The 15,637-nt window shown below is 59.3% G+C and carries 17 protein-coding genes and 1 tRNA gene; 8 read left to right on the top strand and 10 right to left on the bottom strand.

Translation table 11 applies throughout. From position 1 onward, the window contains the following. Positions 1-34: 34 nt before the first annotated feature. On the bottom strand, positions 35-769 hold the full coding sequence (locus tag HGP17_RS17410; protein ID WP_168811185.1) for a type 1 glutamine amidotransferase: 735 nt from the start codon (positions 767-769) through the stop codon (positions 35-37). Between the two features lie 186 nt (positions 770-955). On the opposite strand from HGP17_RS17410, the gene HGP17_RS17405 reads away from it, so the two are divergent. Next, a complete protein-coding gene (locus tag HGP17_RS17405) occupies positions 956-1,249 on the top strand; it encodes a SelT/SelW/SelH family protein (RefSeq protein WP_168811183.1) in 294 nt (97 codons plus the stop codon). 16 nt (positions 1,250-1,265) lie between these two features. Here HGP17_RS17405 and HGP17_RS17400 read toward each other — a convergent pair whose 3' ends face one another. After that, the gene (locus HGP17_RS17400) at positions 1,266-1,661 is read right to left on the bottom strand and encodes a hypothetical protein (protein WP_348648961.1); all 396 of its coding nucleotides are present in this window, start codon (positions 1,659-1,661) and stop codon (positions 1,266-1,268) included. A 306-nt stretch (positions 1,662-1,967) separates the two neighbouring features. Between HGP17_RS17400 and HGP17_RS17395 the strand changes: the two genes are divergently transcribed. From HGP17_RS17395 to HGP17_RS17385, 3 genes are all read left to right on the top strand, one after another. After that, positions 1,968-3,389, top strand: a complete 1,422-nt coding sequence (locus HGP17_RS17395) for a phosphomannomutase (RefSeq protein ID WP_205926034.1) — start codon at positions 1,968-1,970, stop codon at positions 3,387-3,389. A 92-nt stretch (positions 3,390-3,481) separates the two neighbouring features. Further along, positions 3,482-3,568, top strand: a tRNA-Leu gene (locus tag HGP17_RS17390). A gap of 308 nt (positions 3,569-3,876) precedes the next feature. Beyond that, a complete protein-coding gene (locus HGP17_RS17385) occupies positions 3,877-4,014 on the top strand; it encodes a hypothetical protein (RefSeq protein WP_168811179.1) in 138 nt (45 codons plus the stop codon). Positions 4,015-4,044: 30 nt separating this feature from the next. Here the strand turns inward: HGP17_RS17385 and HGP17_RS17380 are convergent, their stop codons facing one another. Continuing rightward, entirely contained in the window at positions 4,045-4,311 is a 267-nt protein-coding gene (locus tag HGP17_RS17380; RefSeq protein WP_168811178.1) for a DUF982 domain-containing protein, read from the bottom strand. 350 nt (positions 4,312-4,661) lie between these two features. Here HGP17_RS17380 and HGP17_RS17375 point away from each other — a divergent pair, with 350 nt between their 5' ends. Beyond that, positions 4,662-4,844: a hypothetical protein gene (locus HGP17_RS17375; protein WP_168811176.1), complete on the top strand. Its 183-nt coding sequence runs from the start codon at positions 4,662-4,664 to the stop codon at positions 4,842-4,844. A gap of 171 nt (positions 4,845-5,015) precedes the next feature. Here HGP17_RS17375 and HGP17_RS17370 read toward each other — a convergent pair whose 3' ends face one another. Beyond that, positions 5,016-5,792: an SDR family oxidoreductase gene (locus HGP17_RS17370; protein WP_168811174.1), complete on the bottom strand. Its 777-nt coding sequence runs from the start codon at positions 5,790-5,792 to the stop codon at positions 5,016-5,018. 31 nt (positions 5,793-5,823) lie between these two features. Continuing rightward, positions 5,824-6,687 carry a MurR/RpiR family transcriptional regulator gene (locus tag HGP17_RS17365; protein ID WP_168811172.1) on the bottom strand — a complete coding sequence of 288 codons (864 nt, stop codon included), beginning with the start codon at positions 6,685-6,687 and terminating at the stop codon, positions 5,824-5,826. A gap of 278 nt (positions 6,688-6,965) precedes the next feature. On the opposite strand from HGP17_RS17365, the gene HGP17_RS17360 reads away from it, so the two are divergent. The 3 genes from HGP17_RS17360 to HGP17_RS17350 are packed head-to-tail and all read left to right on the top strand — an operon-like array spanning position 6,966 to position 10,043. Next, the gene (locus HGP17_RS17360; RefSeq protein WP_168811170.1) at positions 6,966-7,451 is read left to right on the top strand and encodes a hypothetical protein; all 486 of its coding nucleotides are present in this window, start codon (positions 6,966-6,968) and stop codon (positions 7,449-7,451) included. A gap of 11 nt (positions 7,452-7,462) precedes the next feature. Next, positions 7,463-8,938 (top strand): M81 family metallopeptidase, encoded by a 1,476-nt coding sequence (locus tag HGP17_RS17355; protein WP_168811168.1) that lies wholly within the window; start codon positions 7,463-7,465, stop codon positions 8,936-8,938. A 1-nt stretch (position 8,939) separates the two neighbouring features. Continuing rightward, complete coding sequence (locus HGP17_RS17350; protein WP_168811166.1) at positions 8,940-10,043, top strand: D-TA family PLP-dependent enzyme; 1,104 nt, start codon at positions 8,940-8,942, stop codon at positions 10,041-10,043. Positions 10,044-10,225: 182 nt separating this feature from the next. Here HGP17_RS17350 and ugpC read toward each other — a convergent pair whose 3' ends face one another. The 5 genes from ugpC to HGP17_RS17325 form a co-directional block, all read right to left on the bottom strand. Continuing rightward, positions 10,226-11,359 carry a sn-glycerol-3-phosphate ABC transporter ATP-binding protein UgpC gene (ugpC, locus tag HGP17_RS17345; RefSeq protein WP_168811164.1) on the bottom strand — a complete coding sequence of 378 codons (1,134 nt, stop codon included), beginning with the start codon at positions 11,357-11,359 and terminating at the stop codon, positions 10,226-10,228. Between the two features lie 85 nt (positions 11,360-11,444). Next, on the bottom strand, positions 11,445-12,674 hold the full coding sequence (locus tag HGP17_RS17340; protein WP_168811162.1) for an extracellular solute-binding protein: 1,230 nt from the start codon (positions 12,672-12,674) through the stop codon (positions 11,445-11,447). 36 nt (positions 12,675-12,710) lie between these two features. Further along, positions 12,711-13,568: a carbohydrate ABC transporter permease gene (locus tag HGP17_RS17335; RefSeq protein WP_168811160.1), complete on the bottom strand. Its 858-nt coding sequence runs from the start codon at positions 13,566-13,568 to the stop codon at positions 12,711-12,713. Then, positions 13,565-14,452 carry a sugar ABC transporter permease gene (locus HGP17_RS17330; protein WP_168811158.1) on the bottom strand — a complete coding sequence of 296 codons (888 nt, stop codon included), beginning with the start codon at positions 14,450-14,452 and terminating at the stop codon, positions 13,565-13,567. The genes HGP17_RS17335 and HGP17_RS17330 overlap by 4 nt, the downstream gene beginning before the upstream one ends. A 13-nt stretch (positions 14,453-14,465) precedes the next feature. Beyond that, positions 14,466-15,623 carry a Gfo/Idh/MocA family oxidoreductase gene (locus HGP17_RS17325; RefSeq protein WP_168811156.1) on the bottom strand — a complete coding sequence of 386 codons (1,158 nt, stop codon included), beginning with the start codon at positions 15,621-15,623 and terminating at the stop codon, positions 14,466-14,468. Between the last annotated feature and the right edge of the window lie 14 nt (positions 15,624-15,637).

Raw genomic sequence — 15,637 nt, 5'->3', positions numbered from 1 at the left:
AGCGCTGGGCAAATCACCGCGTTTTCTGACGCGATTACGCCTGCGCCGCCGCGTAAAGTTCCGCTGGCGCCTTAATCGTCCGAACCCAGGCACGGGCGATCGCAAGACCGGCTGTTTCGGCGGCGGCCGCATGTTTGGCAACATGCTGCGGATAGGCCTCCAGCCAGCCGGGCTCCTTTTTCTCGATGGTCTCCCTGAACTCGCCGCGCCACCAATCGACGACGGCGGCGTTGGCCTCGAAATGAAACTGCGTGCCATAGGCTGCACGGCCAACACGGAAAGCCTGGTTGCGGGTCACGTCATTGGCGGCCAGGCTGGTCGCGCCGGGCGGCAGGGTGAACGTGTCGCCATGCCACTCAAAGATGGTGAATTCGTCGCCGAGATCGGCCAGCAGCGGATCGGCTTTTCCCTCCTGCGTCACGCCAATGCCCTTCCAGCCGAACTCGTGAGCGGTTCCAAGCAGATTTTCGGCCCCGTAGGCACGCGCCAGGATCTGGCTGCCGAGGCAAATGCCGAGCACCGTCTTGTCCTCGCCCTCAAAGCGGCGCATCAGCGCCGCCAATTCGGGCAGATAGGGATGCGTATGATCATCACGCGCGCTTTGCTCACCGCCGAGGACGACAAGCGCATCGAAAGCGTCAACGTCGCTTGGCAAGGCTTCGCCGAGAAAGGGACGAAACCATTCGAGCCGTGCACCGGCTTCTTCGAGCGCGATGCCGAGAGCGCCGAGCGGCGTGTCTTTCATATTTTCGATAATGGCGACGCGCATTGCGATGATTCCCTACGAATAGCCTAGCCAGAGATGAGCATGCGGCAACCGTGGAGGCAAGGGTCTGCAATGCGCAACCGCCGCCGGCCCCGTTTGACGATACTTCGATGCCGGCGCTCTCATCGCTCGGCTTGCAGCCGGTTAAAGCTGAGCCTAAATGTCAGCAAACAAGCGAGGACCCATTCTATGAGCAACAAGCCCAGGATCACCATTCTCTACTGCACGCAATGCAACTGGCTGCTGCGGTCCGGCTGGATGGCGCAGGAGCTGCTGCAGACCTTTACCGACAGTCTCGGTGAAGTGGCGTTGATCCCGGGTACCGGCGGCGTTTTCGAGATCCGCATCGATGGTGAGCTGCTCTGGGAGCGCAAGCGCGACGGCGGCTTTCCCGGGCCGAAGGAATTGAAGCAGCGCGTGCGGGATATCATCGACCCGGATCGCGATCTCGGCCACACCGACCGCGCATCGCTGGAAAGCTGATGCTCTATCAACGGCGTCAGTCGAACGGAGCGCGGCACTCCTGGAAACCGTTGTTGATCGTGGAATAAAGATTGGTCCCGGGATTATAGGTACGATGTTGCCGGGCGCACCACATCTGGTGACGGCTGCGCTGCTGTGCCGGTGAGGGATAGACCTGTCTCGGCGGCGTATAGGTTTCGCGCGGCGGCATCTGTATACGAGGGCTGTCATAACGATTGACGCCGTTCATGTCAGGCAGGGGCTGACCGGGCCGCGTGTAGAATTGCCGCGCTCCGAAGCCGAAGCAGCCTCTCGTATCGCAGATGACAGAATTCGTGTTGCGCGGCGGAATGCCAATCCTCGGAGGATTCGACGCCGCAAGCACCGATGCAGCCTGTGTCAGCATCGCCAGAGCGAGAACACTACCGAGCACGACTCCTCCGAGAACCTTTCCGCCTTTTCTTGAATTGCGAAAACGCTCTGTTTCTTTGTACTTGCGCAATTCCGGACGGAAAACCGCTGCGTTTTTTTGCTGGACGCGCTCTAGGACAGCCATAACAAGCTCCAGTCTCGCCGACGATGCGGCGAGCTCTTTTTATCGTGGTTCTTTGTATGTGGGTTCGCGAGAAGGCGAAACCAGTGCCGCGCGCAAGCTGAGCGCGATTTTCGCTCGGTTGATCCTGATCCCGGCTTGCTCCATAACACGGCAATCACTGTAAGGAGATTGCCCGTGAGCAGCTTGAAATTTGGCACCAGCGGCCTTCGCGGCCTGTCCGTCGATCTTGTCGGACGAGCCTCCGCGCTCTACGCAACGGCCTTCGCACATCATCTGCTGAAAAGCGGCCACGCCAAGCCCGGCGACCTCGTCCTCGTCGGCCGCGATTTTCGCGAGTCGAGCCCGGCCATCTCCGCCACCTGCATCGGCGCGCTGAAGCGGGCAGGCATGACGCCGATCGATTGCGGCGCGCTGCCGACACCAGCGCTTGCGCTTTACGGGCTGCAGCTGAAAGCCGCCTCGCTGATGATCACCGGCTCCCATATCCCCGCCGATCGCAACGGCATCAAATTCTATCGGCCCGACGGCGAAATCGACAAGCAGGACGAAATGGCGATCAGCGCCGAGGCAAGTGCGATCGTCGACACGCTGATCGACGAAACGCCCGACAGCGCTGAAAATCGGGCGGCGCAAACCGAAGCTCTGTTCGTGGAGCGCAACAAGAGCCTGCTGCCGGCAGACAGCCTCGCCGGCCTCACCATCGGCGTCTATCAACACAGCACCGTCGCTCGCGATCTCTTCGCCGACGTCCTCAGCCATTATGGCGCTCGCGTCGTACCGCTCGGGCGCTCCGAAGACTTCATTCCCGTGGATACCGAAGCCGTCTCGGCCGAGACGATCAACCTCATGAAGGGTTGGGCGCCGGAACATCGGCTCGATGCCATCGTATCGGCTGACGGCGATGGCGACCGTCCGCTGGTTGCCGATGAAACCGGCGAGCCCTTGCGGGGGGACCTGCTCGGCCTCATCGCCGCCAATTTCCTGGGCGCGGCGGTCGTTGTGACCCCCGTCACCTCCAATTCGGGCATCGAAGCGGCCGGGTCCTATGCCGTTACCCGCACCCGCGTCGGCTCTCCCTATGTGATCGCTGGCATGGACGAGGCGATCGCGGCCGGCAAGACCAATATCATGGGCTTCGAAGCCAATGGCGGCACGCTGACGGGCAGCCGCTTCACCGTCGAAGGCGAGGCGCTCGATGCGCTGCCGACACGCGACAGCTTCCTGCCTATTCTTGCAACGCTTTATGCTGCCGCACGAGCAAAGAAGCCGCTTTCGTCCGTGGCTGGCAGCTACCGCCTGCCCTTTGCCGCAGCCGATCGTCTGGAGAACTTTCCCGTCGAAACCAGCGCCGCACTGATGACCTATCTGCGCGCTTCAGACGCAAATTTGGCAGCCTTTCTCGCCCCGATCGCCGGCGTTGCATCGAAGAGCGATATAGACGGGCTGAGAGTGACACTTGCCGACGGTCGTATCATTCATTTCCGTCCCTCCGGCAATGCGCCCGAAATGCGCTGCTATGTGGAAGCCAGCAGCGAAAGCGAGGCAAAGACCTTGCTGGAACAGGGACTTGACCTGATCCGCGCCTGGGCAGCGGCGAAGGTCTGACACTAGCTTCAACGGCTTTTTTCACGATTGACACGAAAACTTTAAAAACCCTGTTGACACCGGACGGCCACCCCCTTACATGCGTGTCCGTCGCCCAGATGGCGGAATTGGTAGACGCGCCAGCTTCAGGTGCTGGTACCCGAAAGGGTGTGGAGGTTCGAGTCCTCTTCTGGGCACCATTCCATTTTGAGAAACGTGGATTTCTCAATCATTTCAAGATGAACGAGTTCCTTTGATAGTTACCCGGCTCGCCGGGGGCCGGACGGGAATTCGTCTTGAAAAGGATCGGATCGGGAGTGTTGGACTTCGCTGCCGGACAGTCGGACGATCGATGCTGATTGCTGGTTCTCACCACAAATTTCAAACACGAATCATCTTTAGCCTTGCTTGTGTACGCAGCCCGTCTCGCAAGGACAGGCTCGGTTTAAATCGTTGACTGCCGCGAAGGCGCAAGACCTAATAAGGCGAAGCTCAAAAGGATAATCCGATGAATCGCAATGAGAACTGGTACGAATTGATTGTCGGCAATGGCAATGTAAATCAGGGGCTGGCAAGGGTGATGGGTTTCATCCTCGCCTTCGTCGTTGTCGTTGGCGCAATTTTCTGGATGATCTATCCGGTTTGAGCGTCTGCGGCACCAGCCACCGTCAAGCACCTAATGAAAACGCTCGGAATCGGGTTTGACATAGAGCCCGGCTTCGCGTGCAGCTTCCAGGAAAGCATCGCGCGAATCCTCCGCTGAAGCCTTGCCGAGAATGGCGTCCAGACAGACGAGTACAGCTTCATCGACTGCCGCGCCGCCGTCCACCGGCCATTCTTCGCTCATGCAGTTTGCGGCATCGAGGGCGTTTGTGATGATCGCAAAGCGACCTCTGCCACCAAGGTCGACTATGACAGGATTTCGCCAATCACCGTGTTCCATGGTTCATCTCCTCAGCCGTGAAGTGCCATCAGCGCCGCGACGAGAAACGATGCCGTGCCGACGCATGCAGCCATTGTTGTGTAGTAGTCCATGAGATCCCTCCTCTCCTTGCCTGCTGTGTTGATAACGTCAGGAAATGTTGGTTGTTCCTGAACAGCGAGCCCTCCGTTAAGATTTTCTGCGATCTCTGAACGAGAGTTTGGCAACGAGGGGATCATCCCCTTGGATATTGCTGTCCACCGTCTCCGGCTCTGCGCAACCCTCCATCCCGTTTCGGCGCTACCTCTTTCGCCGCCGGCTGGTTAACCTTTGCTCCAAGGAGGGACGTGGCGAATAAGGGGAACAAGAAAATGGATCACATCTGCAATCTTCTCTGGCTTGGATTGAGCGTCGCTCTGCTCTTTGCCGCGTTGAACCGGCGGCTGGTCGGGGATTATCTGGTCATGTGGTATCTGCTGGTCATCACGGCGATGACGGTGATGGCCTGGGCTGGCTTCTTCCCAACCGATATGGCGACGCTCCGGGCCGGCTAATTCAATCCGATGAGGGTTTGGCCGAGACACGGCATCAAAAAGCCACCGAAACCTCTTTCGGCGGCTTTGTATTGTCAGGACGCAGAAAGGCGCATTTGGACGATTGAAGCTTCAGGGGCACCCCCGTTTGCTATCTCCGACCAGGTGTTTTGAAGCCTCTGACAGCAAGTCTCAGTAGTGTTCGGATTGCGAGAAGGTGTGAGCAAGCTCCGCCTGCCCTGCCGTCAGGCCGCAATCGACGGGCAAGCATACGCCTGTGATCGCCGAAGCCAGCGGGCCTGCAAGAAACGAGACGGCATTGGCGACATCGACGGGGTCGACGACGCGCTGAAGCGCGTACCAGCGCTTGGCTTCCTCGAACACGTTCGGATTGGCCGCGGCGCGCACTTCCCAAGCCTGCGTGCGCACGGTGCCCGGCGCCACCGCATTGGAGCGGATACCGAACTTGCCGTATTCGACCGCGACCAGACGGGTGAAATGCAGGAGGCCTGCCTTGGCAGCGCTATAGGCGGGATGGCCGAAAACGGCGAGGCCATTGACGGAGGCAATATTGACCACCGATCCCTTCGATGCCTTCAGCATATCCTCGACTGCCCGGAAGCACAGGAAGGACGCCTCGAGATTAAGGGCATTGTCGGCGCGCCAGATTGCCGGCGTGGTGTCGTGAAGGCTGACTGCGCGCGCAGCGCCGGCATTGTTGACCAACGTCTTCACCATGCCCAGACCGGACGCGGCCTTCGCCATTTCGGCGGTATCGGTTTCGCTGGTGATGTCGGCCGCAAACACCGCGAAACGATCGGCAGCTCCCAGATTCGCAGCCGCCTTGCGCGCGGCGGGTTCATCGATATCGACAAGCAGCACGATGTCATGGTCATCCGCCAGACGCTTTGCGATGGCACGGCCGATATCGCCGGCCGCGCCGGTAACGATGGCAACGGATTTGCTCATATGCTTCCCTCTTATTTATATGTCTTGATTGCTAGTCCCCAAGCAGCTGGCGGTCGTCACCGTCTCGATGGGTGACGAGCTGCTGCTTGATGCGACGCAGAACCACGGTCGCCTGCGGCTGGATGCGATGGGCAACCAGGCTCGCCAGAATGTCGACGACCGCGAGATAGGCGATCCGCGTCGAAGTCGGCCTATATATATTGTCGCCTTCCGGCAGATCGACCGGCAGGGTGATATCGGCGACATGCGCCACGGGGCTTCCACTCTGCGTCAGCGCTATGGTCGGCACCTTTGCCTCGCGCGCCAGCGTGAAAGCGCGGACAAGCTCGGCATTGCGGCCAGAGAAGGAGGAACCGATCAGCACGTCCGTCGGCTTGGCGGCGGCAGCCATCATCAGCTGCATGCTGTGATCGGAACTTGCGGTGATCCGCAGGCCGAAGCGGAACAGGCGGTTCTGCAGCTCGCTGGCGATCATCGACGAATTGCCGCCGGAACCGAAAGCATAGATCATTTCGGCGCCAGCGAGCCGGTTTGCCGCCTGCTCGACAGCCGCGACATCCAACCCACGATGGAGAAGAAACAGCGCATTCTGCGCCTTGGTAATAATGTCTTGCGCGACGTCGGCCGGCGCGATGCTTTTCGGCTCGGGCTTCAGATAGCGCATGCCGACATAGGCCGTGCGCGCCAGCTGCACCTTGAAATCGGAGAAGCTTTCGCAGCCCAATCGGCGGCAGAAGCGCGTCACGGTTGGCGGCGAAACGTCCGCCTTGCCGGCCAGCTCGATGATAGAGGCGTTGACGGCGAATTCGAAGTCATTGAGGACGATGTCGGCAATGCGGATTTCCGATTGCGAAAGCCGCCCTCTCTCGTCCTGCATGGTCGTAAAGATGTCCATCAGCTCCCCCTTTATTCTGTCGCTGAATTCTAAACGTCCGACACTTGGTAAGCGACACTATCCGTCTTATTCCTGCAGCTCGTCATCCGTACCCACCCGAAAGTACGCGAGGGCTGTGACCACCGTTCGCGCCCGTATGACGGGAACCATAATGTTCGCGAACATCATATGATTCCTGCAAATTATTTTCTTGATACGTTGACAAATGACCATAGAAAGCGGAATTTGACCAGCGAAAATCCGAATTTATGAAAAGAATTTAAATGACGGCGGATACAATGCGTGATCCATTCAAGAATCCCTTTCCTGAAAGCGACGCCCCGAGACACGCGATCTGGGAGATGCTCGTCCCGCGCGACATCGATGCATTTCTCTCCGCCGACTGGTCGATGGTATCAGGCGATTTCGTCGAAGAGGGGTTCATCGGTATCGACGGCAAGCGCAACGTCAGCCCCGATCATTGGCGGCTGGCCTTTCCGACACTCTCTGCCTATCGCGACGAGTGGCTGCGACAGGCGCGCGATTTCGCCACGCAGTCCTTCGCCGAAGACACACGCACAGCCATCTTCACCACGACGACGCTCGAGGACATCGAGATCGAAGGCGAAATGGCGCTCGTGCGCAAGAAGTTCGACGGCAGCCTGAAGAAGGCGGATGGCAGCGTCGACGTCATGAAGTGGCAGACGCTTTATTACTGCCGCCTGCATGAGGGGCACTGGAAGATCAGCGGCTTTACCGGCTATCTGCCGAATCCGATGGAATAGAGGCGATAGCATTGCGCATTTTTACCGCGGCTCTGGCGACCGAGACGAATACATTCTCCCCCATCTGTATCGACCGGCGCGCTTTCGAGGCGTCTCTCTATGCGCCGCCGGGCATGCATCCGGAAACGCCGACGCTCTGCTCCGCACCGATCACGGTCGGACGTCGCATCGCTGCGCAAAAGGGCTGGGAGGTCATCGAGGGCACCGCGACCTGGGCCGATCCGGCTGGGCTGGTGAACCGCCGCACCTATGAGGACTTGCGCGACGAAATCCTTGATCAGCTGCGGGCGGCCATGCCGGTCGATGCGGTCGTGCTTGGCCTGCATGGAGCCATGGTTGCCGACGGCTACGAGGATACGGAAGGTGATTTTCTGGCGCGCGTGCGCGAGATCGTCGGGCCGGACATTCTTGTCTGCGCCGAGCTCGATCCGCACAGCCATCTGACCAGGAAGCGGGCCGCCGCTGCCAATTTCTTCGTCTACTTCAAGGAATTCCCGCATACCGACTTCGTCGACCGCGCCGAGGATCTTTGGCGGATCGCCATCGATACGCTGGAAGGCCGCGTGAAGCCTGTCATGTCGGTCTTCGACTGCCGCATGATCGACGTCTTCCCGACGTCGCGCGATCCGATGCGCTCCTTCGTCGACAAGATCATGGCGATGGAAAAGAACGACGCCGACATTCTTTCGATCTCGGTCGTACACGGCTTCATGGCCGGCGACGTGCCGGAAATGGGCACGAAGCTGCTCGTTGTCACCAATAATAAGCCGACTAAAGGATATGAGATCGCGCGCGAGCTCGGTCTCGAGCTTTTCTCCAAGCGCGGCACCTTCATCATGCCGCAGATCGATGAGAATCAGGCCGTGAGCGAGGCGATGGCCGCAACGTCCGGCCCGGTCGTCATCGCGGATCTCTGGGACAATCCCGGCGGCGGCACCGCCGGTGACGCGACGGTTATCCTGCAGGAATTGCTTGATCGCGGCGCGACGGATGCCGCCATCGGCACGATCTGGGACCCGATGGCCGTCCAGATCTGCATGGCAGCCGGAGAAGGCGCGGAAATCCCGCTTCGCTTCGGTGCGAAATCAGCGCCTGGAACCGGCAATCCCATCGACGGCATCGTCAAGATCATCCGCGTCGTCGCCAATGCCGAGATGCGCTTCGGCGAAAGCTTCGCTCCGTTTGGCGACGCGGCACATATTCAGCTCGATGGCATCGACATCATCCTGAATTCGACGCGCGCGCAAAGCTTCGACCCAAGCCTTTTCTCGGTGATGGGCATCGATCCCAGCTCCAAGAAGATCCTGGTCATCAAATCGACCAATCACTTCTATGCGTCCTTCTCCAAGATCGCGTCGGAGATCCTTTACTGCTCGGCCGGAACCCCCTATCCCAACAATCCGGCCCGCACCCCCTATCGCCGCGCGCCGAAAGACATCTGGCCCATGGTGGCCGATCCGCATGCCGCAGAACGGAAAGGCGTCTGATATGACACATGACATCGCCTCTGAGATCAGCCCAAAGGCCGGCGACCGGATCGAAGCGCTGTCGACACCGCGTCCAATCATCGACGAGGACCGGTTGACGGGCAACATTGCGCGCGTGCAGGCCTATATGGACAAGCATGGCCTGAACTTCCGCCCGCATATCAAGACGCACAAGATCCCCGCGCTTGCGCATGCGCAGGTCGCCGCCGGCGCCAAGGGCATCAACTGCCAGAAGATTACCGAGGCGGAAGCTTTCGCCGATGCGGGCTTCGAAGATATCCTGATCACCTTCAATATTCTCGGCCCTGAAAAGCTTGTGCGCCTGTCGGCACTCAACGATCGGATTTCCGGTCTCAAGGTCGTGGCTGATAGCACCGCGACCGTCGACGGCCTCTCCGACTATTTCGCGACGCGCAAGCAGCTGACCGTGCTCGTGGAATGCGATACCGGAGGTGCGCGCTGCGGCGTGCAATCCCCGGCCGAAGCCGCAAAGCTCGGCAAATATATCGCCGGCAAGCCGGGCCTTAATTTCGCAGGGCTCATGACCTATCCGAAGCCGGACAATGCCGCTGCGACGCAGGAGTTTCTGTCCCAGGCCGTCGCGCTCCTGAAGGCTGAGGGTGTCGAATGCCCGATTGTCACCAATGGCGGCACGCCGAGCCTGTTCGACGCACATCTCGTGACCGCAGCCACCGAGCATCGCGCCGGCACCTACATCTATAACGACCGCTCCATGGTGCGGGCGGGCCATTGCCGGGAAGAGGATTGCGCCATGCATATCCTTGCGACCGTCGTCTCGCGCCCGACCGAAGATCGCGCCGTCATCGATTCCGGCTCGAAGGCCCTTACCTCTGACCTTCTCGGTTTTACGGACTATGGCCAAGTGGTCGGTTATCCAGAGGCTGTCATCAAGGGCCTCTCGGAGGAGCATGGCGTCATCGACTTGTCGAAGTGCACCGGCCCTCGCCCGCAGATCGGCGACAAGATCCGCATCATCCCGAACCACACCTGCGTCGTTTCCAACCTCTTCGACCAGATGGTGTTTCATCGCGATGGTGTCGTGACCCGTGTCGAAGACGTGGCGGCACGCGGCCTCGTCTGGTAAACACACGACCAAGTCTCAAAAAGAAAACGGCGACCTTCGGGCCGCCGTTTTTTATTGCATCGTCAGGTGATCACCCGCCCTTGGAGCGGTTCAGCTTTCCACGGAAAATCTGAGCCGCTCGATCTTTTTGGCTTCACGCAATTCCGGGCGAAAAACCGCTGCGCACTTTTCCTGGGATTGCTCTAGGAAGCGGCCTGATTGAGTACTTCCATGTCGATCTCGGTCAACTCCACCCGGCGTTCGAACGCCTGACCGTTTTCATCGAAGAGATGGCAGTCGCTCAGGCGGATGCCGGTCTTCAGCGGTGTATCCATGCGGATCGCGGCACTCCCGGCCAACGTCGCACAGAAATTTTCATCGACCCCGTCCGTCGTGGCATAGGCGACGGTCTGGGCGCCAAGGCGCTCCACGACAGTCGGCACGATGGTCAAAGTCAAATCGCCATCGCCGATCTGGACATGTTCCGGCCGGATCCCGAGCGTCAGCGGCTTGCCGACATAACCCTCGCGCGGCTTGACCGGCAACAGCGCTTTCTGCCCCTTGTAATCCACCTCCACGCCCGCATCGCTGATACCGGTGCAGGTAACAGGCAGGAAATTCATCTTCGGATTGCCGATGAAGCGGGCAACGAAGGTGTTCGCTGGCTTGTGATAAAGCTCCAGCGGAGCGCCGACCTGCGATATCTCGCCGGCGTTGAGGACGACGATGCGGTCGGCCATGGTCATGGCCTCGACCTGATCGTGCGTCACGTAGATCATCGTCGCCTGCAGCTGCCGATGCAACTTCGCAAGCTCGATGCGCATATCGGCGCGCAGTGCGGCATCGAGGTTCGATAGCGGCTCGTCGAAGAGGAAGATCTTCGGTTCACGCACGATCGCGCGGCCGATGGCGACACGCTGACGCTGGCCGCCTGACAACTGACCCGGCTTTTCCTGCAGGCGTTTATCGAGGTGCAGGATGCGCGCGGCATGCTCCACCTTGGCCTTCAGCTTGTCTTCCGGCATCTTCTCCACCCGCAGCGGGAAGGCGATGTTCTCGAACACCGACATGTGCGGATAGAGAGCATAGGACTGGAAGACCATGGCGATGCCGCGCTTGACGGGCGGCAGATCATTGACGCGACCACCATCGATCATGATGTCGCCGCTGGTCACTTCGTCGAGGCCTGCAATCATGCGCAGCAAGGTCGACTTGCCGCAGCCGGACGGACCGACGAAGACGATGAACTCACCGTCATTTACATCGAGCTCGACGCCCTTGATGACCTCGAAATGACCATAAGATTTTTTGACCTGATTAAGGTGCAGCTTTCCCAAACTCTGACTCCGCGCGGCGCCGCCATGGGGCGGGCAGGGCTCCAAAGGCCGCGCGCGATGCGCGCGGCCCGGTGACTTTCAGATCTTACTTGTACTGCTCGAGATCCGCAGCAGCCTTCTTCAAGGCGTCTGCCGGCTGAGCCTGGCCCGTCACGACGGACTGAACCATGGCGATCATCACGTTCTGGAAGCCCTTGTAGTCCTTGAAGAGCGGCTCGGGACCGCCATAGGCGATGCCGTCGATGAACGGCTTCCAGGAAGGATCCTTCTTGACGAACTCGTCAACCTGTGGCGACGGGCGCAGCGGCGTCAGGCCGGCACCGCCCTGAAGTTCGTACTCGCCCTGCGGACCGGGAGAGGTGATGAACTTGGCCAGGTCGATCGCCTTTTCCTCCACGCCGGAACCCTTGAAGACGGCAAGGCTGTCGGTGATGAGCAGCGTGCCCTGACCCTTGGCAGAAGGACCGAGCGGCAAGGGTGCAACACCCCAGCTGATCTTCGTTTCCTTCAAGCGAGCGGCAGCGCCGGAGCCGGCCTGGATCATGCCGACCTTGCCATCGAGGAAGATGGCGCGCATTTCATTCTGCTCGTAAGCCGTCGGCCCTTCGACCGAATAAGGCGTGATGTCCTTGTAAGCCTGAAGCGCGGCCAGCACTTCCGGGCTGTCTAGGGTGATCTTGTCGCCATCGATGACCTTGCCGTTATTGGTGTAAACCCAATGCAGGAACTGGTGCATGGTGTTGTCGAAGGTCTTCGCGGAGAGGCCGTAGCCCGGGGTGCCAGTCTTTTCCTTGATCTGCTTGGCGTCGGCGATTTCCTCGGCCCAGGTGGTCGGCGGCTTTTCCGGATCAAGACCGGCCTTCTTGAAGAGGTCCTTGTTCCAGTAGAGCGCCTTGGTCGAGAAGGCGATAGGCGTGCCCCACTGCTGTCCATCGAAGGTTACGGTATTAACGATGCCCGGATAATAGGCCTTCTTCTCGTCGTCCGTCATCGGGATCGGAACGATCAGATCGTTATCAGCGAACTGCTTCAGCGTGCGCGAACCGACATAGGCCATGGCGACCGGCGTGCCGGCGGCGGCCAGCGTCGTTGCCTTGTCCTGGCACTGCTCCCAGCCGACGACCTCAGGCTTGACGGCCCAGCCCGGGTTCTTTTCTTCCCACTGCTTGATGTATTTGACGTGGATCGGATCGATGCTGTCGCCGCAATAGATCCAGCTGATCTCCTTGTCGGCGGCCTGGGCATTCACGGCGCCAAGCGCGGTGGAGCCGAGCAAAGCAAGGGCTAGAAGCCCCGTCTTGAAATGGAATGTCACGTTTAAGCTCCCGTTCTCTCTGGTGGTTGATTGATTTTATTGCTTCACCGCGCCGGCGGTCAGACCGCTGACGAGATACCGTTGCAGGAAGAAGATCACGACCAGAGCCGGCGCGATGCCGACGAAACTTGCGGCCATGAGTTCATTCCAGACGACTTCCTGCCGGCCGAAATAGGCAAAGAGCCCAACCGGCAGCGGCATGTATTCCGTCTTCGAATTGAAGGTAAGAGCATAGATGAACTGCTGCGCGTATGCCTCGATGAACGAGGAAATCGCGACAACGACGATGCCGGGCATGGCGATCGGCAGGATGACGCGACGCAGGGTGTAGAGCTGGCTTGCGCCGTCGACATAGGCGGCTTCGTCAAGTTCGCGCGGAATGCGCCTGATGTAAGTGTGCAGCAACCAGATTCCGGTCGGTATGATGAAGGCCACGCCCGGCACGATCATGGCGAAATAGGTGTTCAGAAAACCGAACGAGCGCATGAGGCGAAACAGCGGGATCAGCAGCACGGCGCCGGAAAACATCTTGACCGCCAGGAAGGCACCCAGCAGCGGGCCGGACCCCTTGAACTCGAAGCGCGCAAAGGCATAGGCCGCCGGCACCACAAGGATCAGCACAATGATGGTGATGGAGCCAGAAACCAGGAATGAGTTGAAGATGTACCAGCCGAAGCCGGGCACGCTCGTCCACATCGTCCGATAGGCTGCAAAGGAACCGTTCTCGGGAATGAACCGATAGGGTGACGAGAAGAGCTGGCTGAGCGGCTTCAACGACACCAGGAAGCCTTCAATGAAAGGCGCCAGCACGAAGGTGAGAAACAGCAGGATCCCGGCATAAATGCCGATGAGCTCATACCACTTGTAACGATGGATCATCGAAGGCTGGCTCATCGTTGCTTGGCTCCCGTTGAAAAGCGGCTCGTCAGGCGGAAATAGGCAAGGCAGAAAAGCGACAGGAAGATGCAGATCAGAACGGCGCGGGCAGCACCCTCACCGTATTTGTAGGACCCGATCGCGGTACGATAGGTATCGATGATCATCGTCGTCGTTTCGCCATTCGGGCCGCCGCGGGTCAGGATCCAGATGATGTCGAAGGAATTGAAGGTCGAAATCAGCGACAGCATCGACATGGTAACCAGAGACGGCACCAGCAGTGGCAAGGTGATGCGGCGGAAGCGATAGAAGCGACCGGCGCCATCCGTCCATGCGGCCTCGTAGAGATCGTGCGGAATCGACTGCATGGCGGCCAGCATATAAAGAGTGACCATCGGCACACCGATCCAGACGTCGGTGACGATCGTCGCCCAGAAAGCCGTGCTGCCATAGGCGAGGAACGCCACCGGACTATCGACGATGCCGAAGCGCTGGAGCAGACCGGAAATCATGCCGAACTGGCCATTATACATCCAGCCCCACATGAAGATGCCAATCGCCATCGGCACGATCCAGGGTGGCATGGTCAAGATGCGGAAGAGTGCGCGACCGGGAACGGCGGAATTCAACAACGCCGCGCCGAGTGTGCCGATGATCATCTTGATCGAGACGGAAAAGAACGTCCAGATGAAGGTCCGAACGATGACGCCTGCGAACGTATCATTGAAGATCTTCGCATAATTCTCGAACCCAACCCAATTCGTCAGCTTCTTTAACGACGCATCGGTGAAGGACAGGATAATCGTGTCCACCAGCGGATAGGCGACGATGACGGTGACGTAGAGGAGAGCCGGGAAAAGCAGAAGCCAGGCGAAGATGACCGTGCTGCGTTGAACACCCATCCTGCGCCCCTCCCTAGGCCGCTCTTGAATGAAGCGCTTCGTCGAACTCGTCCCAGATCGGTCGGAGATCGATGACGGCCTTCTTCATACGTGCTTCGTCCATCGACAGGGCAAGAATGCCCGCTTCCAGTGCATTGAGCGTCGAAACGGGCAGATGCAGTCCCGATTTGACGTTTGCGATGATATCGGCGGCCATCTGCTCGTCGGCACCATAATGCTGAGAAAGCGTGGTGGCTGCGTAGGTATTTTCGATCACCTTCTTGCCGGTCAGCATTTCGTGAACATTGAAGTAGCCACGGATGAAGTCACCCTCGGCCATGCCGCGCGAACCCATGATGGCAAAGCGGCGGAACTGATCCGGCACATTCAGGTTGGTATGGAAATTCATGCCGACGCCATTGGCGTACTCGACGATTGCCACCTGGTAATCGATGATATCGCCGTCGCTGTCGAAGACCTTGTCCGATCCCATCCAGCCGCTCGGCTTGCGATGGAAAAGCTCGAGATCGTTGATGCCTTCCCGCGCCGGATCGTTTTCCGGAATGAAGCTCTTGCGACCGCCGAAGCTTGCAACCCTCTCCGGGCGCGCACCGACCACGCCATTATAAAGGTCGAGGTCATGGCAGCATTTCTCCAGCATGAAGCTGCCGGAATAACGTTCGTAGCGGCGCCAATCGCGCATGAAGAACGCGCCGTGATAGGGCTCGATATGCTCGGCCGCCTCTATGGAAACGACATGACCGAGCTTTCCTTCGGCCTGGGCAGTCAGGAGATCGCGATACATCGGCGAGTAGCGCAGCACGAGACCGACATTCAGGCGCTCATGACCAAACTTGGCCATCAGGCGAGCAAGCTCGATGCTGTCCTTGATCGTCGTCACGATCGGCTTTTCGCAGAAGATCTTGAGACCGGCTTCCAAACCGATACGGATATGATCGAGATGCATGTGGTTCGGCGAACCAATCATCAGGAGATCGATCTTCTCGTTCGCAATCAGATCCTGAGGGGTCGCATAGGCCTTTCCGACCGAGATGCCTTGTTCGATCAGACCCGGCAAGCCTGCAGGTTCCGGATCGACATATCCGGCAATCTCGAAGCTCTCGTCGATCGCCTTGAAGACATAGCCCAGATAGCCCAGGCGGAATCCCAGCCCAATGATTCCAACGCGCATGCTTTAAGTTCCCA

The sequence above is a fragment of the Rhizobium sp. P38BS-XIX genome (assembly GCF_012641435.1).
Classification (GTDB): domain Bacteria; phylum Pseudomonadota; class Alphaproteobacteria; order Rhizobiales; family Rhizobiaceae; genus Rhizobium.
This window is presented reverse-complemented; position numbering and strand designations above follow the sequence as displayed.